21 protein-coding genes are annotated in these 26,352 nt (G+C 76.0%); 4 read left to right on the top strand and 17 right to left on the bottom strand.

The features are described from left to right. Nucleotides 1-11 precede the first annotated feature (11 nt). Complete coding sequence (locus PH189_RS08130; RefSeq protein WP_274188258.1) at nucleotides 12-257, top strand: mycoredoxin; 246 nt, start codon at nucleotides 12-14, stop codon at nucleotides 255-257. A gap of 130 nt (nucleotides 258-387) precedes the next feature. Here the strand turns inward: PH189_RS08130 and nudC are convergent, their stop codons facing one another. The 7 genes from nudC to PH189_RS08095 form a co-directional block, all read right to left on the bottom strand. Then, nucleotides 388-1,467, bottom strand: a complete 1,080-nt coding sequence (gene nudC, locus PH189_RS08125) for an NAD(+) diphosphatase (RefSeq protein WP_274188257.1) — start codon at nucleotides 1,465-1,467, stop codon at nucleotides 388-390. Then, nucleotides 1,464-2,837, bottom strand: coding sequence for a M16 family metallopeptidase (locus PH189_RS08120; protein WP_274188256.1), 1,374 nt, complete (start codon nucleotides 2,835-2,837; stop codon nucleotides 1,464-1,466). The genes nudC and PH189_RS08120 overlap by 4 nt, the downstream gene beginning before the upstream one ends. Beyond that, complete coding sequence (locus PH189_RS08115; RefSeq protein ID WP_274188255.1) at nucleotides 2,834-4,123, bottom strand: M16 family metallopeptidase; 1,290 nt, start codon at nucleotides 4,121-4,123, stop codon at nucleotides 2,834-2,836. Before PH189_RS08115 ends, PH189_RS08120 begins: the two co-directional genes overlap by 4 nt. 21 nt (nucleotides 4,124-4,144) lie before the next feature. Further along, nucleotides 4,145-4,927: a hypothetical protein gene (locus tag PH189_RS08110; RefSeq protein ID WP_274188254.1), complete on the bottom strand. Its 783-nt coding sequence runs from the start codon at nucleotides 4,925-4,927 to the stop codon at nucleotides 4,145-4,147. Nucleotides 4,928-5,291: 364 nt separating this feature from the next. Beyond that, nucleotides 5,292-6,263 (bottom strand): SDR family NAD(P)-dependent oxidoreductase, encoded by a 972-nt coding sequence (locus PH189_RS08105; protein ID WP_274188253.1) that lies wholly within the window; start codon nucleotides 6,261-6,263, stop codon nucleotides 5,292-5,294. Between the two features lie 40 nt (nucleotides 6,264-6,303). Further along, nucleotides 6,304-7,707, bottom strand: a complete 1,404-nt coding sequence (locus tag PH189_RS08100; protein WP_274188252.1) for a M20/M25/M40 family metallo-hydrolase — start codon at nucleotides 7,705-7,707, stop codon at nucleotides 6,304-6,306. Between the two features lie 75 nt (nucleotides 7,708-7,782). Next, nucleotides 7,783-8,184, bottom strand: a complete 402-nt coding sequence (locus PH189_RS08095) for a DoxX family protein (protein WP_274188251.1) — start codon at nucleotides 8,182-8,184, stop codon at nucleotides 7,783-7,785. 126 nt (nucleotides 8,185-8,310) lie between these two features. Between PH189_RS08095 and PH189_RS08090 the strand changes: the two genes are divergently transcribed. Further along, nucleotides 8,311-10,119 carry a gamma-glutamyltransferase family protein gene (locus PH189_RS08090; RefSeq protein ID WP_378014929.1) on the top strand — a complete coding sequence of 603 codons (1,809 nt, stop codon included), beginning with the start codon at nucleotides 8,311-8,313 and terminating at the stop codon, nucleotides 10,117-10,119. Between the two features lie 60 nt (nucleotides 10,120-10,179). On the opposite strand, the gene PH189_RS08085 is transcribed toward PH189_RS08090, so the two are convergent. From PH189_RS08085 to PH189_RS08075, 3 genes are all read right to left on the bottom strand, one after another. Beyond that, nucleotides 10,180-11,169, bottom strand: a complete 990-nt coding sequence (locus PH189_RS08085) for a pirin family protein (protein ID WP_274188250.1) — start codon at nucleotides 11,167-11,169, stop codon at nucleotides 10,180-10,182. 73 nt (nucleotides 11,170-11,242) lie between these two features. Next, nucleotides 11,243-14,698, bottom strand: a complete 3,456-nt coding sequence (locus PH189_RS08080) for an ATP-dependent DNA helicase (protein ID WP_274188249.1) — start codon at nucleotides 14,696-14,698, stop codon at nucleotides 11,243-11,245. After that, nucleotides 14,695-17,931 (bottom strand): ATP-dependent helicase, encoded by a 3,237-nt coding sequence (locus PH189_RS08075; RefSeq protein WP_274188248.1) that lies wholly within the window; start codon nucleotides 17,929-17,931, stop codon nucleotides 14,695-14,697. Before PH189_RS08075 ends, PH189_RS08080 begins: the two co-directional genes overlap by 4 nt. Nucleotides 17,932-18,103: 172 nt before the next feature. On the opposite strand from PH189_RS08075, the gene PH189_RS08070 reads away from it, so the two are divergent. Continuing rightward, nucleotides 18,104-18,403 (top strand): MGMT family protein, encoded by a 300-nt coding sequence (locus PH189_RS08070; protein WP_274188247.1) that lies wholly within the window; start codon nucleotides 18,104-18,106, stop codon nucleotides 18,401-18,403. Nucleotides 18,404-18,533: 130 nt separating this feature from the next. On the opposite strand, the gene PH189_RS08065 is transcribed toward PH189_RS08070, so the two are convergent. The 6 genes from PH189_RS08065 to PH189_RS08040 all read right to left on the bottom strand — a co-directional run bounded on the left by PH189_RS08065 (nucleotide 18,534) and on the right by PH189_RS08040 (nucleotide 24,596). Then, nucleotides 18,534-19,619: an MSMEG_0565 family glycosyltransferase gene (locus PH189_RS08065; protein WP_274188246.1), complete on the bottom strand. Its 1,086-nt coding sequence runs from the start codon at nucleotides 19,617-19,619 to the stop codon at nucleotides 18,534-18,536. 2 nt (nucleotides 19,620-19,621) lie between these two features. Beyond that, nucleotides 19,622-20,455: a carbon-nitrogen hydrolase family protein gene (locus PH189_RS08060; protein WP_274188245.1), complete on the bottom strand. Its 834-nt coding sequence runs from the start codon at nucleotides 20,453-20,455 to the stop codon at nucleotides 19,622-19,624. Nucleotides 20,456-20,465: 10 nt separating this feature from the next. Then, nucleotides 20,466-21,353, bottom strand: coding sequence for a carbon-nitrogen hydrolase family protein (locus PH189_RS08055; RefSeq protein WP_274188244.1), 888 nt, complete (start codon nucleotides 21,351-21,353; stop codon nucleotides 20,466-20,468). Further along, nucleotides 21,350-22,846 (bottom strand): MSMEG_0567/sll0787 family protein, encoded by a 1,497-nt coding sequence (locus PH189_RS08050; RefSeq protein WP_274188243.1) that lies wholly within the window; start codon nucleotides 22,844-22,846, stop codon nucleotides 21,350-21,352. Before PH189_RS08050 ends, PH189_RS08055 begins: the two co-directional genes overlap by 4 nt. Nucleotides 22,847-22,851: 5 nt before the next feature. Further along, on the bottom strand, nucleotides 22,852-23,991 hold the full coding sequence (locus PH189_RS08045) for an MSMEG_0568 family radical SAM protein (protein WP_274188242.1): 1,140 nt from the start codon (nucleotides 23,989-23,991) through the stop codon (nucleotides 22,852-22,854). Between the two features lie 86 nt (nucleotides 23,992-24,077). Beyond that, a complete protein-coding gene (locus PH189_RS08040) occupies nucleotides 24,078-24,596 on the bottom strand; it encodes an MSMEG_0572/Sll0783 family nitrogen starvation response protein (RefSeq protein ID WP_274188241.1) in 519 nt (172 codons plus the stop codon). Between the two features lie 410 nt (nucleotides 24,597-25,006). Between PH189_RS08040 and PH189_RS08035 the strand changes: the two genes are divergently transcribed. Beyond that, a complete protein-coding gene (locus tag PH189_RS08035; RefSeq protein ID WP_274188240.1) occupies nucleotides 25,007-25,984 on the top strand; it encodes a hypothetical protein in 978 nt (325 codons plus the stop codon). 91 nt (nucleotides 25,985-26,075) lie between these two features. On the opposite strand, the gene PH189_RS08030 is transcribed toward PH189_RS08035, so the two are convergent. Beyond that, the gene (locus tag PH189_RS08030; protein ID WP_274188239.1) at nucleotides 26,076-26,333 is read right to left on the bottom strand and encodes a hypothetical protein; all 258 of its coding nucleotides are present in this window, start codon (nucleotides 26,331-26,333) and stop codon (nucleotides 26,076-26,078) included. Nucleotides 26,334-26,352 lie beyond the last annotated feature (19 nt).

The following is a 26,352-nucleotide window of genomic DNA, read 5'->3' as shown; positions in this document are numbered from 1 at the left end:
GCGTGGCACAGATGACGATGTACACGACCAGCTGGTGCGGGTTCTGCCGACGCCTCAAGACCCAGCTCGACCGCGAGGGCATCGGGTACGAGGAAGTCGACATCGACCGCGTCCCGGACGCCGCCGAGATCGTCACCGAGGTCAACGGCGGCAACCGCACCGTGCCGACCGTCGTCTACCCCGACGGCAGCGCGGCCACGAACCCCAGCTTCGCCGAGGTCAAGGAGACGCTGGCGCGCGTCGAGGCAGCTTCCTGAGACTCCGCCGACCGGAGGTGCGCGAGCGCCCGGATGCCGCGGCCCTGAATGAACGAACGGCGCTTTCGCTGCTACACAAGCAGCGAAAGCGCCGTTCGTTCGTCATCCGGGTAGGCAGGCGAGCGAGCGCTCAGCCCGCGGCGGCCCAGGCCTCGAGCATGGCGCGGGCGATGGAGACGCCGCCGGGCAGGATGAGCTCGCGCCCGGCGCCCGCCTCGAACGCCGTACCGCCGACGCCCTGGGCGCCGCGAGGTGCACCGTCGCGGTGGGACCACTCCCCCGCGTCCAGGGCCTCGCGGAGCTCGGCACGGGTGACCCAGCGGGCACCCTCGATCTCGCCCTCCTGGAGCTTGATCGGCTGGTCGGGGTCGGCGACCGCCGAGAAGCCGATCATCAGCGAACGCGGGAACGGCCAGGGCTGGGACCCGAGGTACGAAATCGTGTGGACGTCCACGCCGACCTCCTCGGCGCACTCGCGGGCGACGCACGCCTCGAGCGACTCGCCGGCCTCGACGAACCCGGCCAGCACCGAGTAGCGGCCCGCAGGCCAGATCGGCTGGCGCGCGAGCAGCACGCGATCCGCACCGTCGTGCACCAGGCAGATCATCGACGGGTCGGTGCGCGGGTACTCCTCGTGCTGGTGCGCGGTGCACAGGCGCGCCCAGCCCGCCTTGATCGCGTACGTCTCCGACCCGTCGCGCTCGCAGAATCGGCTGCGGTCGTGCCAGTTGAGCAGGGCCACCGCGGTGGTGAGCAGGCCGGCGCCCCGCGCGTCGAGGTCGGCCCCCGAGGTGCGCAGGTCGGTCCAGTTCTCGTGGTCCGGGCCCCCGCCCGCGCGGGCCCACTGCTCGGCGGTCATGAAGCCCGAGCCCGCGTCGTTGGCGTGCGCCTCGGCCGGGTCGGGCACGCGGACGGCCCAGTACGCCGTCCCGTCCTCCTCGCCGAGCAGCACGGCGTCGGCGGGCGTCTCGTCGTCGAGGGTGCTGGTCGGCACCATCATCAGCGTCACGGCGCCGTCCTCGCCCCGCTCGACCGGCGTCCGGCCGTGCGGGTCGACGAGCACCACCCGGGCGTCGGGCCACAGCGCGCGGCTGTGCTCGGGGTCGACGCGCAGTTGCTCGCGGCGGTCGACCGTCGAGCGCGACAGCGACGGGTCCTCGTCGAGGTGGAAGGCGGCGCGCAGGTCGGGGCCCGCGGTCCCTGACGTCACGGAATCTCCACTCCGCCGAGGGCGTGCAGCCCGGGACCGGTCCGTGCGGCGTCGGCCACCACGACCCCGGTGAACCTCGTCGGCGCGAAGAACTCCGTGGCGGCCGCCGCGACCTCGTCGGTGGTGACGGCCTCGAGGCGCGCCGGGTGCTCGCGCACCCACGACGACGAGAGCCCGTGCGCGGCGAGCGCGGCGACCGTCGAGGCGTAGCCGGCCTGGGTCGTCATCGAGATCAGCAGCGAGCCCACGAGGTAGCGCCGCGCCGACTCGACCTCGTCCTCGGTCGGCGGCACCACCGCGAGCCGGCCCAGCTCGTAGCGCGCCTCGAGCAGCGCCGGGCCGGTGACCTCGGACGCGACGTCGGTCTCCACCGCCAGCACCGCGCCGTGCGGATCGAGCTCGAGGCTCGACGACGCGTGGTAGGTGTAGCCCTTGTCCTCGCGCAGGTTCTCCACCAGGCGCGACGAGAAGTAGCCGCCGAGCGCCAGGTTGGCCAGCTGCAGCGCCGGATAGCGCGGGTCGGTCCGGCCGACCGCCGGCGCGGAGAGCCGCAGCTGCGACTGGACGGCGCCCGGCCGGTCGACGAGCAGCAGGTCGCGGGCCCGGAGCTCCGGCAGCGCCGGCAGCGGGGCGGCCCGACCACCCGACCAGCCTGCGAGCGCCTTCTCCACGCGCGCGACGGCGTCGGCCGGGTCGAGGTCGCCGACGAGCACGAGCACCGAGCCTCCGGGCAGCAGGGCCGAGGCCTGCAGCGACCGCACGGCGTCGGCGGTCACCGCGGTGACCTCCTCGGGCCGCGGCATCTCGCGCGTGACGGGGTGCGCGCCGTAGCGGCGCTCCTGCAGCGCGCGGCGGGCGATCACCGACGGCTGCGCCGACGCCAGCTCGATCCGCTCGACGAGACGCTCCCGCTCGCGGGCGAGCTCGTCGTCGGGGTGCGTCGCCGCGAGCACGAGGTCGGCGAGCACGTCGAGCAGCGTGTCGAGGCCGTCGGCCAGCGCGTGCCCGGAGACCGAGAGGCGCTCGGGGTCGACCGAGAAGCCGATCTCGCCGCCGACGCCGGCCAGGTCGTCGTCGATGCCGACGCGGCTGCGCGACGAGGTGCCGGACAGGATGGTCGTGGCGAGGACCTCGGCGACGGCGGCGTGGGCCGAGTCGTCACGCCCACTGGTGTCGGCGAACGGGACCCGCAGGCGCAGCTCGACCATCGGGACGTCGGGGCGGCGCACGGCAACGACGCGCAGGCCCGAGCCGAGGACGGTGTCGACCTCCTCGGGCGCGGGCACCGAGCGCTGCGGGCCCAGCGGAGGCAGGGCGCGGGGGCCCGTGGGGGTGCTGCCGATCTCCTCGGCGCTGCGGCGCCCGGTCATGCCGCACCTCCCGGCGTGACGGTGAGGACGGCGCGCTGGTCGGGACGCAGGGACCCGGCGGCGGCCGCGACGGCCGACGGCTCGACCGCGGCGATGAGGCCGGGCAGCTCGTCGGCGAGCTCGGCGCGGCCCTGGACCAGCTCGGCCGAACCGAGCGCGAGCATGCGGCTCATCAGGCGGTCGTGCTCCCGGTGCAGCGAGGAGGCCCAGCGGGCGGTCACCCGGCGCAGCTCGTCGGGGTCGGGACCGTCGGCGGCGAGGGTCGCGAGCTCGTCGTCGACCGCGCCGATGATCCGCTGCGGGTCGACCGTGCCGGGGTACACGGCGGTGACCGTGAACGTGTCGGGGTCGCGGGCGTCCAGGGGGGCGCCCATGAGCCCGCAGGAGGCGGAGACGTCGGTGACCAGCTCGTCGCCGTACACGAGGCGCTGCGTCAGTCGCGCGGCCTCGCCGTCGGTGAGCAGGCTCGCCAGCACGGCGTGCGCGAGGTAGCCGGGCAGGTCGGCGTGCGGGTCGGGCAGGCGGTGTCCCAGCGCCAGGGCCGGCAGCGGGGCGTTCGCGTCGACCACCGACTCCCGGCGCTCCCCGTCGGGCGGGGGCTCGGCGAAGCTCGGGCGCGTCGGCACCGCGCGGGCGGGGATGTCGCCGAAGTGCTTGTCGACGAGCGCGGCCGTCTCGTCCGGGTCGAGGTCCCCGACGACGGTGAGCACCGCGTTGCCCGGCGCGTAGTAGGCGTCGAAGAACGCGGCGGCGTCGTCGAGGGAGGCCTGCTCGAGGTCGGTGAAGTCGCCGTACCCGTTGTGCGCGTTCGGGTAGGTGTCGTAGAGCACCGGCGGCAGCAGGATCCAGGGGAAGCCGCCGTAGGGCCGGTTGAGGACGTTGAGGCGGATCTCCTCCTTGACCACGTCCACCTGGTTGCGCAGGTTCTCGTGCGTCAGGCGCGGGGCGCGCAGCCGGTCGGCCTCGAGGAACAGCGCCCGCTCCAGCGCGGCCGACGGCAGGACCTCGAAGTAGTTCGTGTAGTCCTGGTGCGTCGAGCCGTTGAAGACGCCGCCCGACGACTGCACGTGCCGGAAGTGGGCGAGCTTCTCCAGGCTCTCCGAGCCCTGGAACATCAGGTGCTCGAAGAGGTGGGCGAACCCGGTGCGGCCCTCGGGCTCGGACCGGAAGCCGACGTCGACGTGGACGGCGATGCCCACGACGGGGGCGGCCGCATCGGGCACCAGGAGCACGCGCAGCCCGTTGTCGAGCACACGTCGGTGCAGCCCCCGTGCGGGGGCGGTCACGCTGGAGGTCACATGACCAACCTAACGGCGGTGCGGACCGGCGGCCGGGCGACGTGACCCGCCGCCGGTCCCCCGGTCCGTGCCCCGGCTGCGCGGGCGGCCCTCGCCGCTCGCGGTGATCCGGCGCGAGGTGCCCCCGCGGGGTGCCGGCACGCGACGTCCGGCGTCGAGCGCGGCGGGCCGTCCGGCCGTCGCCGACCGGCCGGGCCGCGACGCGGGGCGGTGGACGGTGCCCCTCTCGACGGCCCGGTCGACAGCCGGGCGGGGGGCGGCCGTGGTCGTGGTGGTCCGCGTCGGACGCGCCGGCGGGGCCGTCGGGCGCGCCGCGGGCCGGCGGGACCGCTCGCGCACCACGGCGACGAGCAGTCCGGCCATCCCGAGCCCGGCGACGCCGGTGAGCAGGATCGCCAGGCGACCGGTGAGCGGCGACTCGGCGGGCTCGGTGGCGGCGAGCGCGGCCGCGGACCCGGTGCCGAGCACGCGGGCCGGCGTGTCGGCCGCCGGCTCGGCGCCGACGAACGCCATCCGGACCGTCAGCTTCGAACCGACCGGGGTCCCGCACCCGTCGAGCGGCATGAGCCGCCGCCCGCCGGGGCCGTCGACGGCGACGACATCGCGCGGGTCGTCGGCGATGCAGGAGTTGCTGGTGATGACGACCGCCGGACCGACGGTCTCGACGGCGGCCGGGGTGTCCGGAACTCCGGCGGCACCGTCCTCCGCGCGGGCCCCGACCGGGTGCGCCGCGAGGATCAGCCACAGCGCGAGCGCGGCGCCCAGGGCGAGCGCGAGGAGCACACCGAGCACCGCACCGCGGCGTTCCCGGCGCACCGTGGTGCGCGGTGATCGACTCCCGCCCCGCACCAGGTGGGAACGATCCAGATGCGACCTCGCCGTGGTCCCCGTGAACGACACGAACGGGATTCAAACACCTCCGGCCGTCCCACGATCGAGGTATCCACGACGTCCACGATCCGGCGTCTGCTAGCGCGTTCCGGGCACGCGCGCCGGACCTTGAGTCGCCGTTCACGGCAGATTCCGGCGCATCGCGGCGCCGGAGAGCGACCGCCGGCGAGCCCTTCTGCGCCGGGCGGGTGATCGCCTCCGTCGACCCGACACGCCGCCCGCGACCGTCACACCTTCGGCTGACGCATCGTGCGCGCACAACGCGTCAGCCGAACGCGTCCACCCCGGTCCGCTCGGCCGAGACGGCCCAGAGACGGGCTGCGGCCTCGGGGTCGACGGCGTAAGCGCGCACACCGCGTCCCGACGCGTCGTCGGTGGCGAGCTCGGCGACCTCGCAGTCCTCGAGGTAGAGCCCGCCGCGTCGGGCGAGCTGCGGCGAGGTCGCGGCCCAGACCTCGGTGGCCGCCCCGGCCTCGGGTGTCTTGAAGTTCGCCGCGGCCTCCCGCGTCGGCTCGCCGTCCTCGTCGAGCCACCCGAGCGCGACCATCTCCTCGCGGGGCAGGTGGCGCTGCAGCGGCGTCATGATCCCGCCCGGGTGCAACGAGAACGCCCGGACGCCGCGGTCGGCCGCGAGCGCGTCGAGGTGCACGGCGAAGAGGACGTTGGCCGTCTTCGACTGCCCGTAGGCCGCCCACTTGTCGTAGGGCCCCGCACGCCAGTCGAGGTCGTCGAAGCGCACCGGCGAGCGGTGGTGGGCCCGGGAGGACACCGACACCACGCGCGCGTCGCTGCCCCGCTCGATCGCCGGCCACAGCCGGTTGACCAGCGCGAAGTGGCCGAGGTGGTTGGTGGCGAACTGCGCCTCCCAGCCCGGGCCCACCCGGGTCTCCGGCGTCGCCATGATCCCGGCGTTGTCGATCATCATGTCGATCGCGCGCCCAGAGTCCAGGAAGTCGCCGGCGAAGGCCGCGACGCTGTCGAGGTCACCCAGGTCGAGGGTGGCGAGCTCCACCCCCTCGAGGGCGTCGAGCGCCTCCTTCGCCGCGTCCGGGCGGCGGGCGGGGACGACGACGTGGGCGCCGGCCGCGGTGAGCGCGCGCGTCGCCTCGAGGCCGAGTCCCGAGTAGCCGCCCGTGACGACCGCGAGGCGGCCGGTGAGGTCGATGCCGTCCAGCACCTCGCGCGCGGTGGTCGCTGCGCCGAATCCGGATCCGATCGGGGTCTGTGCCGTGGTCATGTCCTCGACGCTAGGACTTCGAGTGCGCTCGAACGCAAGCTCACACCCCGCGCTCCCCCAGCAGCCGCCAGAGGTGGGCGGTCGCCTCGGCGCCGGCGAGCAGGAGCGGCAGGACCGCGCGCTCGTCGGGGGCGTGGATGCGGTCGGACGGCAGCATGACGCCGAGGAAGGCCAGCGGGGCCGCGAGCTCGGTGGACAGGAGCGCCTCGGGGCCGCTGCCGCCCTCGCGCGCGGGCAGCACCTCGGCGCCGAGCGCGACGCCCATCGCCTCGCGGATCGTGGTGACGAGGACCGAGTCGACGTCGCAGATCAGCGGCTCGACGCCCGGGCCGGTGGCCGACACCTCGGCCTCGATCCCGGCCGGGGTGTGCGCGGCGACGAAGTCGCGGACGGCGGCGAGGACGCGCGCCGGGTCCTGGTCGGCGACCAGCCGGAACGTCAGCTTCGCCATCGCCGAGTGCGGCACGATCGTCTTGTGCCCGGGGCCGGCGTAGCCGCCGTGCAGGCCGTTGACCTCGGCGGTCGGGCGCGCCCAGAGCCGCTCGTAGGTGGTCCAGCCCGCTTCGCCGGCGGTCGCCCGCGCGCCGGCCGCGGAGCCCGCCAGCCACGCCGGCTCGTCGAAGGGCAGGGCGGCCCAGGCGTCGCGCTCGATCTGTGTGGGTGGGCGCACGTCGTCGTAGAAGCCCGGCACCCGGACGCGCCCCTGGTCGTCGTGCAGGGCGGCGACGAGGCGCGCGAGCTCGGTGACCGGATTCGGGACGGCCCCGCCGAACTGGCCCGAGTGCAGGTCGACCGAGGCGCCGCGGAAGGCGACCTCGGTGTCGACCATCCCGCGCATGCCGGTGCAGACGGTCGGGGCGTCGCGGCCGACCATGCCGGTGTCGGTGACGACGATCGCGTCGCAGGCCAACGCGTCGCGGTGCGCCGCGAGCAGGGACGCGAGGTGCGCCGAGCCGGACTCCTCCTCGCCCTCGGCCAGCATCTTCAGGTGCACGGCGGGGCCGTCGGCGCCCGTCGCGGCGAGGTGCGCGGCGAGGCCGAGCCGCACCATCGCCAGGTGCCCCTTGTCGTCGGAGGCGCCGCGCCCGCGCAGCTCCTCCCCCACCACCTCGGGCACGAACGGTTCGAACGACCAGCCGTCGGAGAGGTCCGCGGGCTGGACGTCGTGGTGGCCGTAGACGAGAACGGTCGGTGCGGCCGGGTCCGGGGCGGGCCACGACGCGTACACCGCGGGCAGCGCGTCGGTGTCGTCCCACACCTCGACCTGCGGCCAGCCCTCGGCGCGCAGCCGCTCCGCGAGCCACGCCGCGGAGCGGGCCACGTCGTCGTGGTGGCCGGGGTCGGCGGAGATCGACGGGATGCGCAGCCAGGTCTGCAGGTCCTCGACGAACGCCTCGGCGCGGGCGGCCACCTCACGGGCCTCCGACGACTGGGTGCTGGTCATGCGATCCACGCTAGCCACGCACGACACCGCCCGGCCGTCGCAGGGTGCGACGACCGGGCGGGGAGACCAGGCGATTCAGCGCTCGAGCACCCGGGGGATCTCGGTGCGGCGCACCCAGGCGACCACGCCGAGCAGGACACCGAGGATCACCGGCGTGTACCAGAAGCCCGCGCTGAGGAAGAACAGCTGCGCGATCGTGGCGCCGACCATGAGCGCGACCAGGCAGGAGGCGGCGAGCCCGGCCAGGCGCGGGACGAGCAGCCCGATCCCGCCGGCGACCTCGAGCAGGCCGACCACGACCCGCAGCCACTGGCCGGTGCCGAGGTCCTCGAAGATCTGCACCGCATAGGCCTCGCCGAAGAGCTTCGGGGCGCCCGACCCGACGATGAACATCAGACCGAGCAGCACCTGCAGCGTCCACAGCGCGATGGTGGCGGGACGGCTGCGAGCCTGCGTCGGGGCGACGGTCGTGCTCATCGGGGGCCTCCTGGTGCCGGTGCGATGGGAGAAGCCTGGCGCGAATGGAGTCCTACGTCAATACTTTCACATTGCTATCTCGTACTCCTCTTCCGTCGACGCCGTCTTATCGGCTTCGCTGACACGGTGACACCCCCGGGATGGACACCGCCGCCGGAGTTCACGACACGACCGGTGCTGGAGGGCACGGTCGGGATGGCGGCGGGGACCCATTGGGCGGCCGCCGCCACCGCGATGGGTGTCCTCGAGCGCGGCGGCTCCGCCTTCGACGCCGCCGTCGCGGGCGCGTTCGTGCTGCACGTCGTGGAGCCGCACCTCAACGGGCCCGGTGGCGACATGACCGCCGTGTTCGCGACCGCCGACGACCCGACACCCCGGGTGCTCGACGGCCAGGGCCCGGCACCGGCCGGGGCGTCCGCGGCGGCGTACCGCGCCGAGGGTCTCGACCGGGTGCCGGGCTCGGGTGCGCTGGCCGCGGCGATCCCCGGCGCCGTCGACGCGTGGTTCCTGCTGCTGCGCGACCACGGCACGTGGGAGGTCGGCGACGTCCTGGCGCCGGCGATCGGCTACGCCCGCGACGGCGTGCCCGCCGTCCCGCGGCTGGCGAGCACCGTCGGCGCCGTCGCCGACCTGTTCCGCGAGCACTGGCCGACCTCGGCCGCGCTGTGGCTGCCCGGTGGCCGGCCGCCGCGGGCGGGCGAGGTCCTGCGCAACCCGGCGTGGGCGCAGACGCTGGAACGCCTCGCCGCCGCGGCGCACGGCCGCGACCGGCCCGCCCGGGTCGACGCGGTGCGCACCGTCTGGGCCGAGGGCTTCGTCGCGGAGGCGATGGCGGCGTCGTGCCGCACGCCCCACCGGCACTCGTCGGGCACCGACCACGCGGGCGTGCTCACCGTCGCGGACACGGCAGGCTTCCGGGCGCAGGTGGTCGACGCCGCCGTCGGGGAGTTCCGTGGTCGGCGGATCGCCAAGACGCCCGCCTGGGGACAGGGCCCGGCGCTGCTCGCCGCGCTGGCCGTCCTCGACGGGTACGACGACGCCGACCTCGACCCGTCCTCCGAGCGCGGCGCGCACCTCGTGCTCGAGACCACCAAGCTCGCAATGGCGGACCGCGAGGCGTGGTTCGGCGACGCCGGCGACCCCCTCGACGTCGCCGCCCTCCTGGCCCCCGCCTACGTCGCCGAGCGACGGGCCCTGATCACCGACACCGCCTCGCCCGACCTGCGACCCGGGCGCCTCGGCGGCCGCGAGCCGCTGCTGGCCGACCTCGCCCTCGACGGCTCGGCGTCCCGGGTGACCTCGGACGGCACGATCGGGGAGCCCACGGTCGTGCTCTCCGGCGAGACCAAGGGCGACACCTGCCACCTCGACGTCGTCGACCGCGCGGGCAACATCGTCTCGGCCACCCCGTCGGGTGGGTGGCTGCAGTCGTCCCCGACGATCCCCGAGCTCGGAATGGCCCTGGGCACCCGGCTGCAGATGAGCTGGCTGCAGGAGGGCCTGCCCTCGACGCTGACCCCGGGCCGCCGGCCGCGGACCACCCTCACCCCCACGCTCGTCCTCGACGACGACGGTCCCGTCGCCGCACTCGGGACACCCGGCGGCGACCAGCAGGACCAGTGGCAGCTCCTCTACCTGCTGCGCACCCTCGTGGGCGGCTACGACCCCCAGCAGGCGATCGACGCGCCCGCCCTGCACTCGACGTCGTCGCCCAGCTCGTTCTGGCCGCGGGGCCGCGAGCCGGGGGGCGCGGTGGTCGAGGACCGCCTGCCCGACGGCGTCGTCGACGGTCTCGAGCGGCGCGGACACCGGGTGACCCGCAGCGGACCCTGGTCGCTGGGCCGGCTCTCGGCCGTCGGGATCGACCGGGCGCGCGGGCTCCTGTGGAGCGCCGCCAACCCCCGGGGGATGCAGGGCTACGCGGTCGGGCGCTGACGGGGCGGTTCGCCGATGGTCGCGCACGCGCTGCGGGTGCGGCGCGAGGCCGGCTGAGCCTCAGGCGGGGTTGCCGCGCGGCCGGATCGTCGCGTGCGGCAGGGCGGGGGCGGGCAGGCGCGCGGCCGCGCCGGTCCGCCCGTCACGGCCCACGTAGCCGTCGACCTGCCCGAACCGCGCGCTTCCGGCCTCCCAGTCGGCGCGGAAGGCGACGATCTCGTCGTGGGTGCGGGCGACGAAGTTCCACCACATGACGATCTGCTCGCCGAAGGGCGGGCCGCCGAGCAGGACGAGGCGGGCGGGCTCGTCGCCCGCGACGATCTCCAGCGTCGACGGGCCGGGGTCGACGACGCCGAGCTCGGCGCGCTCCACCGGGCGTCCCTGCAGCGTGACGTGACCGCCGTCGACGAGCAGGCCGTGCTCGAAGGTCGGGTCGACGGCGAGCTCGACGCGCGCTCCGGGATCGAGCAGCAGCTCCGCGCCGAGCAGCGGGGTCGCGGTGACCACCGGCGACGTCGACCCGGCCAGGGTGCCGAGGAAGACGCGGGCGACGGCGCCGCCTCCGAGGTCCGTCGCTGCGGGGACGTGGTGGGCGAAGTCGCGGGGCCGGTCGCGCGCATGGTCGGGCAGCGCGACCCAGAGCTGCACGCCGTGCAGGAGGGTGGTGTCCGGCGTGCTGACCTCGGAGTGCGCGACCCCGTGCCCACCGGTCATGAGGTTGAGCTCGCCGGGGCGGACCATCGCGTGGGTGCCGAGGCTGTCGCGGTGCTCGACCTCGCCGGTGAACAGCCAGCTGACCGTCGCGAGCCCCGTGTGCGGGTGGGGCGGGACGTCCATGCCGCCCGAGCTCGCGGTGTCGTCGGGCCCGTAGTGGTCGACGAAGCACCAGGCCCCGATCAGCGAGCGCTGCCGCTGGGGCAGGGTGCGACGGACGGTCATCGCGCGGGGCCCGCCGAGGGGCACGTCGCGCGGGGTCAGGACCTCGACACGCCCCGGCGACCCGCCGGGCTCGCACTGCACCTCGGCGGGCGCGGTCTCGGTGTTGCTCACTCCTCGATTCTGCTCCTCGGTGGCAGGTGCTCGGGTCTGCTGTGGGGTCGGCGGGGGCGGGCGGCGGGGGGGGTCAGCGGGGGTCGGGGTCCACGTCCTCGACCGGGCCCTCGTCCGCGTCCGGGTCGGTGTCGTCGGGGCCGGCGAAGGACGGGGCCTGCGGATCGCCCTCCGGGACGCGCTGCTCCTCCGGCACCGTGGCGACGAGCGCGCGCAGGCCGGCGGCGTCGAGCAGGTCGGCGGGGCTCCTGGTCACGTCGTCGCGGACGTAGTGCAGCGCCGCGCGCACCCGCTCGACGGGGATCCCCGAGAGCGCCGACCAGGCCAGCCGGTAGGCCGCGAGCTGCACGGCGAGCGCGGGCATCGCGTCGTCGTGCGGCACCCGCCCGGTCTTCCAGTCGACCACCGTGGCGCCGCCGTCGTCGTCGGCGAACACCGCGTCGATCCGGCCGCGCACCAGCGTGCCCGCGACCTCGGTCTCGAACGGGACCTCCACCGCCACCGGCGTGCGGTTGGCCCAGCGGCTGGCGGTGAAGCGCTCGCGGAGCTCGGCGGCGTCGGCGGCGCCCGCCGGGTCGGCGGCCGCGTCGGCGTCCTCGTCGGCCGCGCCGGGGAGCTCGTCGAACTCCAGCAGCTCGGTGGCGGAGAACCAGCGCTCGAGCCACGCGTGGAACTCGGTGCCGCGCCGCGCCCGCGGGTCGGGGGGACGCGGCACCGGGCGCCGCAGCCGCCGAGCCAGCGCGTCGGGATCGGCGGCGAGGTCGACGAGCTGGCTGACCGACAGCTGCGGCGGGAGGAGCACCCGCGCGTGCCGGTGGCGCGCCGCCGCCCGCTCGGCGAGCAGGACCTCGATGTCGGCGGCCCAGCCCTCGGGGTCGTCCTGATCCTCGGGCTCGTCGGGCTCTGGCTCGTCCGCGCGGCGCGCGAGGGCCGCCCGGACCAGCGCCGCGCCCTCGTCGACCGCGGCCCGCCGCGAGCCCAGCGGATCGACAGGCCAGGCCGTCTCGTGGACCGCCGACGCCATCGGGTTGGCGACGCCCTCCTCGGGCGGCTCGGCCCACGCCTCGACGACCCCGCAGCGCCCGCCGCCCGCGGCGGCCAGCTCCCCGACCTCGGCGAGCAGGTCCGACGGGCCACGCGGCGACTCGCCGGTCTCGCCCCACCAGTGCCCGGACACCAGCAGCGCGTGCTCGGCGCGGGTGAGCGCGACGTAGAACAGGCGCCGCTCCTCGACGAGGCGGCGGTCGTCGAAGGCCCGCTCGTGCTCGTCGAGCCGCTCCTGGATCTCCTTGCGGTCCGCGGCGCCGTCCAGCTCGAGCTCGGGGAGGTCCGGCCGGTCGCCGCGCAGGTGCACGGGCAGCGACGCGACCGACGTCAGCCATGAGCCCGACCGCTTCGCCGCCGGGAACACCTTGTCGACGACGTGCGGCAGCGCCACGAGCTCCCACTCGAGGCCCTTGGCCGCATGCACGGTGAGGACCTGCACGCGCGTGCCGCCCGTGGCCGGGTCGGCGACGTCGACCTCGCCGGGCGTCAGGCCGTCCTCGGCCTCCTCGGCGGCGTCGAGGTAGGCGAGCAGCGCGGTGACCGTCGCGGTGCCGCCCGAGGAGGCGGCGCCGGCGGAGAAGTCGGCCACGACCTCGGCGAACGCGTCGAGGTGCGCGCGACCCGTCGGACCGGGCCGCGCGGCGGTCTCGACGTCGAGGAGCAGGACGCGCTCCACGTCGGCGACGAGGTCGACCAGCGGGGCGGTGACGCGGCGGCGCAGCATCGCGAGCTCGTGCGCGAGGTGCTTGAGCCGCTCGAACCCGACGGCGGAGTAGCGCGCCGCGGGCCCGGGGTCGTCGAGCGCGTCGACCAGGCCGGCCCGCTCGGCGTGCTCGCCGGGGAGCGCGGCGGCGACCGGGTCGGGCACCTCCCTGCTGACCGTGCTGGTCGCGTCGGTTCCCGGGGCCGGCGCCGCCAGCTCGCGGGCACGGCGCCAGAGCGCGGCGAGGTCGGCGCCGCCGATGCGCCAGCGCGCACCCGTGAGCAGCCGGACCGCCGCGCTGCCGGCCAGCGGATCGACCACGAGCCGCAGCGCCGACACGACGTCGCGCACCTCGGGCTCGTCGAGCAGCCCGCCCAGGCCGACGACCTCGACGGGCAGGTCGCGGGCGCGCAGCGCGGCGGCGAGCGCGCTCATGTCGGCGCGGCGACGCACGAGCACCGCGGTGGTCGGCGGCTCGGTGTCCGCGTCCGCCGCGGCGCGCCACCGGTCGGCGACCGCGTCCGCCAGCCACGCCCGCTCGGCCTCGACGTCGTCGTGCAGGGCGATACGCACGTCGCCGGCCGGGGCGCCGGGGCGGGGCCGCAGCTCGTCGACCGGCACGCCGCTCGCCCGCAGGGGCTCGGCGATCCCGTTGGCGAGGGCGAGCACCTCGGGCGGGTTGCGGAAGCTGGTCAGCAGTCCGTGACGGGCGGCCGCGACGGTCTCGCCGTCGGGGTCGACGCGCGGGAAGTCGGTGACGAACCGCGGCAGGTTCGCCGCGCTCGCACCGCGCCAGCCGTAGATCGACTGGAACGGGTCGCCGACGGCGGTGACCGAGGTGTTCTCGTCGTGGGAGAACAGCGAGCGCAGCATGATCCGCTGCGCGTGCCCGGTGTCCTGGTACTCGTCGAGCAGCACCGCGCGGAACGCCTCCCGCTCGGCGGCCCCGACCTCGTCGTGGGTCTCGGCGAGGCGGGCCGCCGCGGCCATCTGGTCGGCGAAGTCGAGGCAGCGCTCGGCACGCTTGCGCTCGGCGAGCTCGGAGACCAGCGGCAGCAGCGCCGCCCGGAACCGCTGCGCGGCGACCTTGGTGGCCAGCGCCACCGGCAGCGCCGCCTTCTGGCCCTTGGCGCGCGGGGCGTCCTCGACCGCCCGGGCGAAGCGCTCGGCGTGGAGCGCCAGGGTGCTGGGGTCGGCGAGGTGCTCGCCCAGCTCGCCCGCCAGCGACTGCACGAGCGCGGTGACGGTGGAGGGCACGCGGTCGGTGTCGAGGTCGGCCGCCCAGGTGGACACGATGCGGTGGGCGAGCTGCCACGACGCGGTGGGCGAGAGCAGGCGCGCGCCGGGGTCGACGGGCAGACGCAGACCGTGCTCGGCGAGCAGGCGCCCGGCGTAGGCGTGGTAGGTCGAGATCGTCGGCTCGCCGGCGCGCGCCGCCAGGCGCCGGTCGCCGGTGGGGTCGAGCTCGTCGAGCAGGCTCGAGGACCCGAGCACCCGCAGCCGGCGCCGCACGCGGTCGGCGAGCTGGCCCGCGGCCTTGCGCGTGAAGGTCAGGCCCAGCACCTGCTCGGGGCGGACCAGCCCGTTGGCAACGAGCCACACCACGCGCGCAGCCATCGTCTCGGTCTTGCCCGACCCGGCGCCCGCGGTGACGAGCGCGGGCTCCGAGGGCGCGCCGATGACCGCCGCCTGTTCCTCGGTGGGCCGGCGCAGGCCGAGACGCTCGGCGAGCTCGACGGGGTCGATGAGCTCGGTGCCGGGTGGGGCGAGCGCCGTCACGGGACCTGCCTCCCCGAGACGTGCACCGGGCACGCGGTGCGCACCGGACAGCGCGGGCAGGAGTCGTTCTCGCGCCCCACGAAGATCGGCCCCTCGGTGGCGCGGGCCGCCGCGCTCACGTGGTCGCGCCACGCGGCCAGGCCCTCGTCGTCGAGGGGCTCCTGCGCGCGTTCCTTCGCCGCGCCGCCCGCCCGCGACAGGTACACGAGGCGCGCACCGCCCGGGGCGCTGCGCGCGGCCGTCCGGTCGGGGCCCGCGAGGGTCTCGGCGAACGCGCCGAGTGCGGTGGCGAGCTGGTAGACGGCGAGCTGCGGGTGCTCCTGCGCGGCGGCGTGGGAGATCGGCGTCTTGCCCGTCTTCACGTCGACGATCACGGGCCGGCCGTGGGTGTCGATCTCGAGGCGGTCGACCCGTCCGCGCACCCGGACGCCCTCGGCCACCGCGACCTCCATCTCGCGTTCCACCGCGGCCTCGGTGAGGTGCGCGCGGGTCTGGTCCCGCCACGCGAGGAACGACGCGAGCATGCGCCGGGTGCCGGCGAGCTCGCGACGCGAGAACCACGGCGCGCCGGCGTCGACCGAGGCCCAGGCGACGTCGAGGGCGTCCTGCAGCTCGCGCTCGTCGGCGCCCTCCGCCGCCCGCTGGACCAGCGCGTGGACGAGCGAGCCCGTGACGGACGCCAGCGAGTCGCCGTCGTCACCGCCGTGGGCCTGCAGCGCCCAGCGCAACGGGCAGGTCAGGATCGTCTCGACCGCGCTGGGGCTCACCGCGACGGGGGCGGTCGCCGGGCGCAGCGGCGCCTCGGTGGACGGGGCGAGCAGGCCGTACCAGTCGTCGGGGTCGGCCCCCGGGACACCGGCCTCGGCCAGGCGCGCGAGCCCGGCGGCCGCGCGCTCGCGACGCTGCCGGGAGGTGTCCGGGTCGGTGACCGCACGTCGCAGCTCGCCGACGAGCTCGGCGAGCACGAGCGCCCGGCCCGGGCGGCTGCGCGGCCGGTTCTCCTCGGCCGGGTCGTCGGTGACGGGACCCCCGTCGACGTCGTCGAGGAACCGCGACGGCGTGACGTCCTCGGCCTCCACGGCGCTGACGTGTACGGCGCGCCGCGCCCGGGAGAGCGCGACGGCGAAGAGGCGCCTCTCCTCGGTCAGCAGGGGCGCCTGCGCGGAGACCGCGGGGTCGTCGGGGAGCCCGGCGAGGACGTCGACGAGGCGTTCGACGCCCAGGAGCGTGCCCCGTCGGCGCAGGTCGGGCCAGACACCCTCCTGGACGTCGGGCACGATCACGACGTCCCACTCGCGGCCCCGGGAGGCATGGGCGGTGAGGACCGCGACCGCCTCGCCGTCGGGAGCGCGCGGGGCGAGGGTGTCGGCGCGGATGCGCTGGTCGTCGGCCTGCGCGACGAACCCCGCGACGGTGCCGCCGGGGAGATCCTCGACGTAGCGGGCGGCGCGCTCGACCAGGGCGACGACGGCGTCGAGGTCGCGGTCGGCCTGCGCGCCCGTGACGCCCCCGCGCTCGCTCGCGGCCACCCAGCGGCGCTGCAGGCCGCTGCGCTCCCACACCGCCCACAGGACGTCGGGCACCGAGGCGGCCTTCTCGATCGCCGCGGCCGCGGCGGCCAGCAGCTCGCCGACCCGGGCGAGCGGGGCGGCCTCCGAGGTGCTGAGCAACGCGAGGGGGTTCCTCGCCTGCGTGATGTGGTCGATCAGCGCCTCGACGATGAGCGCGTCGCTCGGGGTGTCCGCCGCGCCCCCGCCGGCCTCGTGACGACGCAGCAGGCCGCGACGGAGACGGCGCAGGGCCAGCGGGTCGGCGCCGCCCAGCGGGGAGGCGAGCAGGGCGAGCGCGGTGTCGGCGTCGAGGCGTGCCGGGTCGGCGGCGCAACGCAGCACCGTCAGCAGCGGGGCGACCGCCGGGAGCGCCGCGAGCGGGGTGTCGTCGGCCGGGACCGCGAGCGGCACCCCGGACGCGAGCAGGGCGCGCCGCAACGGCGGCAGCGACCCCGACACCGAGCGCACGATCACCGCCATCCGCGACCACGGCACCCCGTCCTGCAGGTGCGCCCGGCGCAGCCGGTCGGCGGCCGCGGCGGCCTGGCGCCCGGTGGTGGCGAAGACGTCGACGGTGACGCGGCCGTCCTCCTCGTGCTCCGGGGTCGGCGCCGTCCGCGTCCGGCCCGGCCCGGCGCCGGGCAGCGCGGCGACGACGCGGGCGACGGCACCGCGCAGGGCGGGGCGGCTGCGGTGGTCGGCGCGCAGGACGACCGTGGCGAGGCCTCCGGGGTCGGCGTCGCGCAGCAGCGACGGGTCGGCCCCGCGGAAGCCGAGGACCGAGGAGTCCGGGTCGCCCGCGAGCACCCAGTCATCGGCGGCCGCGCCGAGCGCGCGGGCGAGCTCGATCTGCTGGGGGTCCATGTCCTGCACGTCGTCGACGACGAGGTGGCGCACGGCGCCGCGCTCGGCCTCGAGGAGGTCAGGGTCGGTGACGAAGGCGTCGAGCACCGCCGCGACCAGCTCGGCGGCGTCGAGCGGGGGCGCCGAGGCCAGCGGGTTGGCCGAGCCTGCCGCCGCCCGCAGCAGCGTGACCTCCTCGTACGTGCGATAGAAGCGGCCCGCCGCGATCCAGGCGGGCACGCCGTGGCGCTTGCCGAGGTCGGCGAGCTCGCGCGGCCCGAGCCCCCGCTCGGCGGCCCGCAGCAGGAGGTCGCGCACCTCGCCGGCGAACGCGGGCGCCTCGAGCGCGGGCTGCATGCGCAGCGGCCAGCCCGACGGCGCGCCGACGCCCGCGATCTCGCCGGCGAGCAGCTCGCGGACCATGGCGTCCTGCTGGGCGCCGGGCAGCAGCCGCGGCGGTGCCTCGCTGCGGCGCGTGGCGTGGCGCCGGAGGACGGCGAAGGCGTAGGAGTGCACGCTGCGCACGAGCGGCTCGGCGGCCGCCGACGCGCCGCGGTCCGGCGCGTCGAGCACCCGGCGGCGGGCGGCGATGCGCTCGCGGAGGGCGGCCGCGGCCCGCCGGTCGCCGACGAGCACCAGCGGGCGCGCGTCAGGACGCTCGTGCAGCAGGCGCGCGACCCGCTCGGCGAGCAGCGTCGTCTTGCCCGTGCCCGGCCCGCCCAACACGCGCAGGAAGCCCGCGTCGTGCTCGACGACCCGCCGCGCGGCGTCGTCGAGCACCAGCTCGCCCGGCACCCACGCCGCGGCGCGCCGCAGCTCGGGGGCACGCTCCTCACTCACGCCGCTCACTTCACCACGACCCCCCGACAGCCCCGGCGCGGAGGTGGGCGTGTCGTGCCAGCGTGGGGGCCACGCCGACAATCCACCACAGCACGCCGACAGGGCCAGGAAAGCCCCACGATCATCGAGGCCGGGGTACCCGCCATGCGCTCGCCGTGCTGGACTCCACGCCGTGGACGAGGCGCGCCACGAGCGCATCCGGGCGGCGGTGCGGGCGATCCCGGAGGGTCGGGTGTCCACCTACGGCGACGTCGCCGCGGCGGCCGGCGAGCGCTCGGCACGCGTCGTCGGCTGGGTGCTGCGCGACGACGGCGCCGACCTGCCGTGGCACCGGGTCCTGCGCGCCGACGGGTCGAGCGCGCCGCACATCGCCGACGAGCAGCACGCGCGCCTGCGCGAGGAGGGCGTCGAGATCCGTGACGGGCGCGTGGTGCTCGCGAACCACCGTCTCGCGAGCGGGTGGATTTCCTGACCCTGTCGGCGTGCTGTGGTGGATTGTCGGCGTGCCCCCCAGGCTGGCACGCAGCTGCCCCCGCCGACCGAGCACCCCGACGTAGCGAAGTTCCTGGCGCTGAGTGCCGGCGAGGCCGCAGGGCTTGCACTCAGTGCCGGTACAGGGCGAGGTGCGCCTCGGCGGCGGCGTCCCAGGTGTGCGCGGCGGCCAGGGCGCGGCCGACGGTCGCGTGGGCGGGGTCGAGGTCCGGGTCGGTCCCCTCGAGCACCCCCGCGATCTCGCGCGCGAAGCCCTCCGGGCCGTCGGCGAAGCGCGCCGCGCCGGCGAACACCTCGCGCAGCACCGGCAGGTCACGGGTCACGAGCGGGACGCCGGCCGCGAGCGCCTCCATCGCCGCGAGCCCGAAGCCCTCCTTCGTCGACGGGAACGCGAACACCGCGGCGCCCGCCACCAGGCCCGGCAGGTCGGCGTCGTCGACCGGGCCGAGCACCACGGGCTCCACGCCCAGCGACGCCGCGCGCGCGAACACCTCCCCGCGGTAGGGCCGGTAGTCGAACAGGGTGTCCCCGCCCGCCACGAGCAACGGCACGCCGGGGAGACGCGCCATCGCCTCCACCAGCTCCAGCGTCCCCTTGCGCGGCTCGATCCCCCCGACGGCGAGCACGTAGCGCCCGTACCGCGCGCGCCACGGCTCCCCGGCCCCGGCCTCGGCCGCGCGGGCGAAGCGCGCCGCGGCCACCCCGTTGGAGATCACCGCGGGCGAGCGGCCCCAGCCCGCCCGGACCTCGCCCGCCACCGCCTCCGAGACGCACACCAGCGACGCCGGCTCCACCAGCGCCCGCTCGTGGCAGGCGGCGAGCTCGGGCGTCGTGAACTCGTCGAGGTGGTGCACGGTCCGCCAGAGCCCCGCGTACCCCCGCGCGCGGCCCACGGCGTTCGCCGTCAGGCAGTCCTGCGCGTGCACCACGTCGTACGAGCCCTCGAACGCCGACGCCAGCAGCGCGATCGACCGCAGGATCCGCTCCCCCACCGTCTCGCCCTCGACCTCCTCGACGGGCACCAGCCGGACGTCCACCGCGGCGTCGACGGGACGGAAGAAGCCCGTGTCCCCGCCCCGCGCCAGCGCCCACACCGTCACTGCGTGCCCGGCGCGGGCGAACGCCTCGGCCAGGGCGAGGGTGTGCACCACACCGCCGCGCGGCTTCGTCGAGTAGGTCAGCAGGGCGATCCGCACGATCAACCGTAGGTCTCCGGACGACGCTCGGCGAGGTGGTGCAGCACCGTCCGCGCCGCCCCGACCAGCTCCGGGAGGTCGACCTCCGCCACCGCCAGCCCGCCCTTCGACCAGGTCCGCGCGAGGATCTCCCCACCCGGCCCGACGACCTTCGCCCGGCCCAGGAAGTGCAGCGCGCCGTAGCGCCCGCTCTGGTTCGACGACAGCCAGACGACCTGGTTCTCCGCGGCGCGCGCCTGGTCGTAGAGGTCGAACAACCGCGCCTGGCGGTCCAGCGCCATCCGCGGCGCGCGGTTGGTCAGCGAGGTCGGCCAGGCGGAGAGGCACGCGATGATCTCGGCGCCGTCGACGGCCAGGGTGCGCGCCGCCTCCGGGAAGGTCTTGTCGTGGTCGATGAGCAGGCCCATCCGGCCCACCGGGGTGTCGAACGCGCGGAACCCGTCCCCCGCCGTGAACAGCGACGCGACGCCGGCGGGCAGGTGGACCTTGCGGTGCCGCCCGAGGATGCCGTCACCGGAGAGGCAGACCGCCGCGTCGTAGCGGACCAGCCCGTTCCCGTCGTCGAGACCCCGCTCGCTGTACCCGAGGCACACCACCATGTCACCGGCGAAGTCGATCACGGAGCGCACCTCGTCGCCGTTCGGCTCCAGCAGCGGCGGCAGGTCGTCCTCGTCGGGTCCGCGCAGGTCCGTGAGGTACCCCCCGAGCGCGCCGTCGGGCAGCGCCAGCAGGGAGACCCCGGCGTCCCGCGCGTGCGAGATGATCATCTTGATGCGGTCGAGGTCGAACCCGATGTCCCGCGTGAAGTGGGCCGCGGCGGCGGCGAGACGGACCACCCGCGCGCGCCTAGCTGGCGCGCGCGGCGACGGCGGGCACGACGGGCGGCGCGTCGTCCGGCGTGCCGAGGTACGACGCCGGCCGCCGGTCGCGCAGGTGGCCCATGAAGCGGCGCGCGGCGTCCACGGTGGCGTCGACGTCGACCGACGCCACCGCGAGGCCGGCCTCGGTCCCGGTGGTGTCGAGGACCTCCCCGCCCGGGTCGACGATCTTCGCGCTCGCGACGAGGTGCATGTCCCCGAACGTCCCGGCCTGGTTCGCCGAGACCCAGACGATCTGGTTCTCCAGCGCCCGGGCGCGGTCGAAGAGGTCGAACCGGCGGGTCCAGCGGTCGTCGGCGAGCACCGATGCCGGGTTGGTGCGCGACGCCGGCCACGCCGACATGCACACCACGATCCGGGCCCCGTCGACCGCGAGGGCGCGCGCGGCCTCGGGGAACGCCTTGTCGTAGCAGATCATCATGCCCATCCGCCCGACCGGCGTGTCGAACGCCGCGAAACGGTCGCCCGCGGCGTACGAGGTGTTCTCGTTGAGCGGCTGGTGGACCTTGCGGTGATGACCGAGCACGCCGTCGCCGGTCACCGCGACGCAGCTGTTGTACGGACGGTCGCCGGATGCCCCGTCCCCGCGCTCGCAGAAGCCGACCGTGACGACCGTGTCCCCGGCCAGCGCGATCAGGCGGCGGATCTCGGGCCCGTCGACGTCCAGCTGTGGCGGCACGTCCTCAGGGTCGTCGTGCAGCGACGACAGGTAGCCCCCGAGCGCGGCCTCGGGCAGGGCCAGCACGTCGGCCCCCGCCGCCCGCGCCCGCTCGAGCAGCGACGAGATCGTCGCGAAGCTCTCGTCCAGGTCGCGGCCGAAGCCGGCGGCCGCGGCGGCGAACGTCCTCACGGTCACGGGTGGTTCCCTTCGCTGATCCGGGCGCTGCCCAGTCCGGTGACGGCCCCGGCGACGGCCTCGGTGACCTCGCCGTCGGGCCAGCGCAGGGCGACCCCGGCCGGTCCGGTCGCCGGGTCCGTGAGCACCCCGCACACCGCGCTCGTGACGGGACCCGCCGACGGGGCGGGGGCGCCGGGCGCGTCGGCGGTGAGCAGAGCGAAGCCGGGGAAGCAGGTGAGCCAGTCGGCGACGGTCGCGCCGACCGGACGCGGGACGGCCGCGACGTCGAGCACCGCGCCGGTGCCCGAAGCCTCGGCGAGCATCCCGAGCGTCCCGACGACCCCGGCCATCGAGACGTCCTTGGCCGCGGCGGGCCGGTGACGCGCGTCCGGGCCGATCGCCGCGACCATCGCCCGCAGGTCGGCGGGCGCGCGGGTCGACGTGGAGTCCCATTGCCGACCGGTGTAGCCCGGGCGCCAGGTGCCGGCGAGGTCGGCGGTCAGCCGGACCTCCATGCCCGTCCGCCCGCCCGCGGCGGGGACGGGGCTCGCGGTGCGGCCCAGCGCGGTGACGGCGAGCGAGGCGGGCACCTCGAGCTGGGTGTGCCCGCCGATCACCGGCACCCCGTAGGCGTCGGCGGCGGCGCGCAGACCCGTCAGCACGCGGTGCGCGAACGACGCGTCGCGCGCCCCGACGGCGTCGAGCAGGGCGGTCGGCGCCGCCCCCATCGCGGCGAGGTCGTTGACGTTGACGAGCACCCCGCACCAGCCCGCCCACTCCGGGTCGCGCTCGACCATCGCGGGCAGGATCGCGTCGCACGCCGCGACGAGGTCGCTGCCCGGCACGGGGGCCCCGTCGTCGCCGACGTGCAGGCCCGAGCCCGCGAGCCCGGCGACGAGCTCGCCGAGCGGGGCCTTCGTGGCGGCGACGAGGTCGGCGAAGCGACCCATCGGCCGGCGCATGCGCACGTGCGGGCGGCCGGCGACCGTCGTGTCCCGCAGTCGCTGCCAGCCGAGGCGCGCGAACAGTGTCTCGTTGGCGGCCTGGACCTCGGCCTCGAACCGCAGCACGCCGGCGGCCTCGGCGCGGGCGCACGCGGCGCGCACCAGCGCGGCCCCCACCCGCACGCCCGCCCGTCGGCGCGCCGTCGGGGCGACGACGAGGCGGCTGCCCGTCCACCAGCCGAGGTCGGGACGCGAGGCGTCGGGGTCGACGGGGGCCAGACGCACCCCGCCGAGGACCTCGCCGGCTCCGTCGCGGGCGACGAGGACGATCGCGCGCGGGTCGTGGTCGTGCCCGTCGAGGTCGCCGGCCGCTCCGCCCGGGAAGAGGCCCTGCTCGTCGACGAAGACCGCGCGCCGCAGCGCCCGGTGGGCGACCACGTCGGGGTGCCGGGCGTCGATCGCCGGCGCCTCGGTGATCGTGACGTCGTGGGGACGGCGGCGCGCCCGGCCGCCGAGGATCTCGTCGGCGGCGCCGAGCCCGAACGCGTGGTCGTCGAGGATCGACACGGACCTCAGCCCCCCGCCGCGGACAGCGCCGAGCACGCACCGCACGCCGCGCATCCGGCGGCCTGGTCGGCGCCGCGCATGCCGGCGGCGACGAGGATCTTGGCGACGCGGGCGGTGACCTCGGCGAGCAGCTCGGGATCCGGCGCGGGGTCGCCGTCGGCGAACGCCAGGGTGCCCGGGATCGGGCGGTAGGGGACGACGAACGGGTAGACGCCGCGGTCGACGAGCTCGGCGGCGCCGGCGACCAGCTCGTCGGGGTCCTCGCCGAGGCCGACGATGAGGTAGGTCGAGACGGCGTTCGGGCCGAAGAGGCGGACGCTCTCGTCCCAGGCCAGCCGGTACTGGGACAGGGGCACGGACGCCTTGCCCGGCATCCAGCGTGCGCGCACGTCGTCGTCGAGGGACTCGACGTGGATGCCGATGGCGTCGGCGCCGGCGTCGCGGAGCTCCTGCAGGGCCGCGAGGTCGGAGGGCGCGGGCGGCTCGCACTGCACCTGGATCGGCAGGCCCGGCACCGCCGCCCTGATCGCCCGGACGCAACGGGCGAGGTGTCGGGCGCCGCGGTCGCGGCCGTTGCTCGTCCCGGTGGTCAGCACCATCTGCCGCACGCCGTCGAGGCGGACCGCGGCCTCGGCGACCTCCGCGAGCTGCTCGGGCGTCTTCACCGCGGTCGTGGCGCCGGTGCGCAGCGACTGCTCGATGGCGCAGAACCGGCAGCGGTCCTGCTCGCCGTAGCGCACGCAGGTCTGCACGACCGTCGTCGCGAGCACGTCGTCGCCGTGCAGGCGGGCGATCTTCTCGTAGGGCACGCCGTCGGCCGTCGTGAGGTCGTAGAACGCGGGGCGGGCGACGGTGGCGACCTCGACGCCCAGGTCGGTGACCCCGCCGTCGGGACCGGTGCGCACGAGGCGCCCGTCGCGCAGCCGGTAGGGGCTCGCCGGGTTGATCGGGATCGTGGTCCTGAGGCCGTCGACGAGCACGTGGCCGTCGGCGGACGGTCCGGCGCCGCCGGGGCGGCGCAGGGGGATGGTGGAGCCGAGGTCCACCGAGGTGGTCGGCTCGTCGGAGGGGAGGTCGAGCGCCACACCGCGGACGGCCACTTCGGAACGGGCGGACAGGCCCAGGTCGGATTGCGGGGACGACATCAGCGGACCTCCGGGGCGCTCGACTCGGGGTGTCACGGGCGCGGTGCGGGGACGGGCGTGCCGCCCCCGCACCGGGGCCGTGCGTGTCAGAGCTGGTAGGTCGAGTTGATGATCGCGCCCTTGCGGGCGAAGTGGATGAGCGCGTCCTGCACGTCGAGCGGGTGCGTGGGGATGACGCCCTCGATGAGGTCCTCCTCGCGGGCACCGTGCAGCGACAGCCCGAAGCGGCAGCAGTAGGCCTTGCCGCCCTCGGAGATGAAGGTCTTGAGCTGGTCGTTGATGTTGTGCTCGCCGGGGAACGCCGAGCTGCCCGTGGTGGGGAAGCCGCGCGTGGCCAGGCAGTTCAGGGAACCGGGGCCGTAGAAGTAGATGGCCGTCTCGAAGCCCTTGCGCAGCGCCCGGGTGGCCTGGAGGACGGCGACGAAGCTGACCGACGACTCGTGCGCGATGCCGTGGACGAGCGTGAAGTAGCTCTCGCCGTTCTCGGCCTGCAGGTCGGGGAAGACCTTCGTCCCGCCGTAGATGCTCGAGCCCTCGGGCAGCGACGGGTGCGGGATCTCCTCGAGGCTCTTCTTCTCGACGTCGGAGAGCTCGGTGCTGGTCATGCGGTTCTCCCTCGGAGACGTTCGGTGGAGCGGGAACGTGGTGCGCCCTGCGCACCCGACGGCGTCGGGCGCGAGGGGTCGGGGGTGCGGGGTCCTCGCCGACCCCGCCGGGGTCCCGGTTCCTCGCTGCGATCAGCTCACCAACCGCCCATTTCCGAAGTGTTTCTTCGTGACTACGAGAGCGGGTCGGCCTCCGCCCCGTGTTTCGGGGTCGTGACGGGTGACGAGTGGCGGGAGTGCACCTACGAGTGCAAGCCCTGCGTCCTCGCTTGCACTCAACGCCAGGAAAGCCGCTTCGTCGTTCGCGAGCACCGACCGGCTGCGCAGGGCGCTGTCCCCATCCGTCGAACCCGTCCACAGGTCGGGCGCCGATGCTCGCCCACGACGAGGATCGGGCCGACCGTGGCGACGTGCGACGAGGAACCTGGGCCGACGAGCCCGACAGGCTGCTGCGGGCGAGCGACCACGGCGTGATCGCGGCACTCGCGCTCGTGGAGCTCGGTGTTCCCGAGAGCACGGTCTACCGGCGGTGTCGCGACGGCGGACCGTGGCAGCTGCTCGCCCCGGGCATCGTCGCCCTGCACAACGGCGAGCCGAGCGTCCGCCAGCTCGAGGTCGCGGCCCTTCTGCACGGTGGCCCCGACGCGCTGCTGACCGGGCTCTCCGCCGTGCGCCACCACGGACTGCGGCGCGGCCCGGAGCTGACCCGGGTCCACATCCTCGTACCGCAGTCCCGCCAGGTGCGGAGCGTCGGGCACATCGTGGTGGAGCGCACCGAACGGATGCCGCGCGCTGTGCTGCGCGACGGGCTGCCGGTCGCCCCGCTCGCCCGCGCGGTGCTCGACGCCGTGCGCCGGTTGAAGGACACCGAAGAGATCGCGAGCCTGCTCGCCGAGCCGGTGCAGCGCCGGATGCTGTTCGTCGAGCACCTGCGCCAGGAGCTCGACGCCGGGTGCCGAAAGGGCAGCGCCACACCCCGGCTGGTCCTGCGGGCGGTCGCCGACGGGGTGCGTTCCGCCGCGGAGTTCACCGCTCGGGAGTGGTGGCTCGCCCACCCCGACCTCCCCCAGGCCCGGTTCAACGCACGCGTCCTCGACGAGCACGGCCGGTTCGTCGCCATCGTCGACGTCCTCGTCGAGGAGCTGGGGTTCGCCTGGGAGATCGACTCCGTCGAAGCACACTTCGCCACGCCCGAACAGGTGGACAGCACGGCGCGTCGGCGTCGAGCCCTCACGGGCATCGGGCTCCACGTCCTCGGGACCCGCCCCGTCCAGGTGCGCAGCGACTCGGCAGGTACTCACCAGGACGTGCTGGATGCCCTTGCCGTGGCGGCGATGCTGCCGCCACCGCGTGCGGTCTTTCCGCGCGACCTCCCCGAGAGCGCCTGACTCCGGCGCCCCGGTGACGAAGCGGATTTCCTGGCGCTGAGTGCAAGCGTGGACGCAGCGCTGGCACCCCCCGAGCGCCGTCCCCCAGGACCTATTCGTCGAGCGGGGTGGAGCCGTCGCCGGTCTCGACGGACCCGGCGGGGTAGGTGGTCGTGGTGGAGGACGACGAGCCGGTGGTGACGACGGCGAGGTTGTTGACGAGGCTCGACAGGAACACGGTGATCGAGGAGCCCGCGTCGGCCAGGGTCGAGGCGCCCTCACGGGTCGTGGCGGCGGACTGCTGGGGATCGGAGATGATCGCGAACAGCACCAGGATGATCACAATGGTCCCGATGACGCGTGCGAGCATGCCCCTAGCATCACCCTTT

The sequence above is a fragment of the Actinomycetospora chibensis genome (assembly GCF_028737215.1).
In the GTDB taxonomy this organism is placed as follows: domain Bacteria; phylum Actinomycetota; class Actinomycetes; order Mycobacteriales; family Pseudonocardiaceae; genus Actinomycetospora; species Actinomycetospora chibensis.
Note: the sequence above shows the minus strand (reverse complement) of the source record. Positions and strands in the feature narration are given on the sequence as shown.

What these genes read in the sequence shown, in the direction of transcription:
- PH189_RS08095 (WP_274188251.1), bottom strand. Translation starts at nt 8,184, where the DNA reads ATGAGCACGACCGTCGCCCCGACGCAGGCTCGCAGCCGTCCCGCCACC.
- PH189_RS08030 (WP_274188239.1), bottom strand. Translation starts at nt 26,333, where the DNA reads ATGCTCGCACGCGTCATCGGGACCATTGTGATCATCCTGGTGCTGTTC.
- PH189_RS08100 (WP_274188252.1), bottom strand. Translation starts at nt 7,707, where the DNA reads ATGACCAGCACCCAGTCGTCGGAGGCCCGTGAGGTGGCCGCCCGCGCC.
- PH189_RS08105 (WP_274188253.1), bottom strand. Translation starts at nt 6,263, where the DNA reads ATGACCACGGCACAGACCCCGATCGGATCCGGATTCGGCGCAGCGACC.
- PH189_RS08040 (WP_274188241.1), bottom strand. Translation starts at nt 24,596, where the DNA reads ATGACCAGCACCGAGCTCTCCGACGTCGAGAAGAAGAGCCTCGAGGAG.
- PH189_RS08120 (WP_274188256.1), bottom strand. Translation starts at nt 2,837, where the DNA reads ATGACCGGGCGCCGCAGCGCCGAGGAGATCGGCAGCACCCCCACGGGC.
- PH189_RS08130 (WP_274188258.1), top strand. Translation starts at nt 12, where the DNA reads ATGACGATGTACACGACCAGCTGGTGCGGGTTCTGCCGACGCCTCAAG.
- PH189_RS08045 (WP_274188242.1), bottom strand. Translation starts at nt 23,991, where the DNA reads ATGTCGTCCCCGCAATCCGACCTGGGCCTGTCCGCCCGTTCCGAAGTG.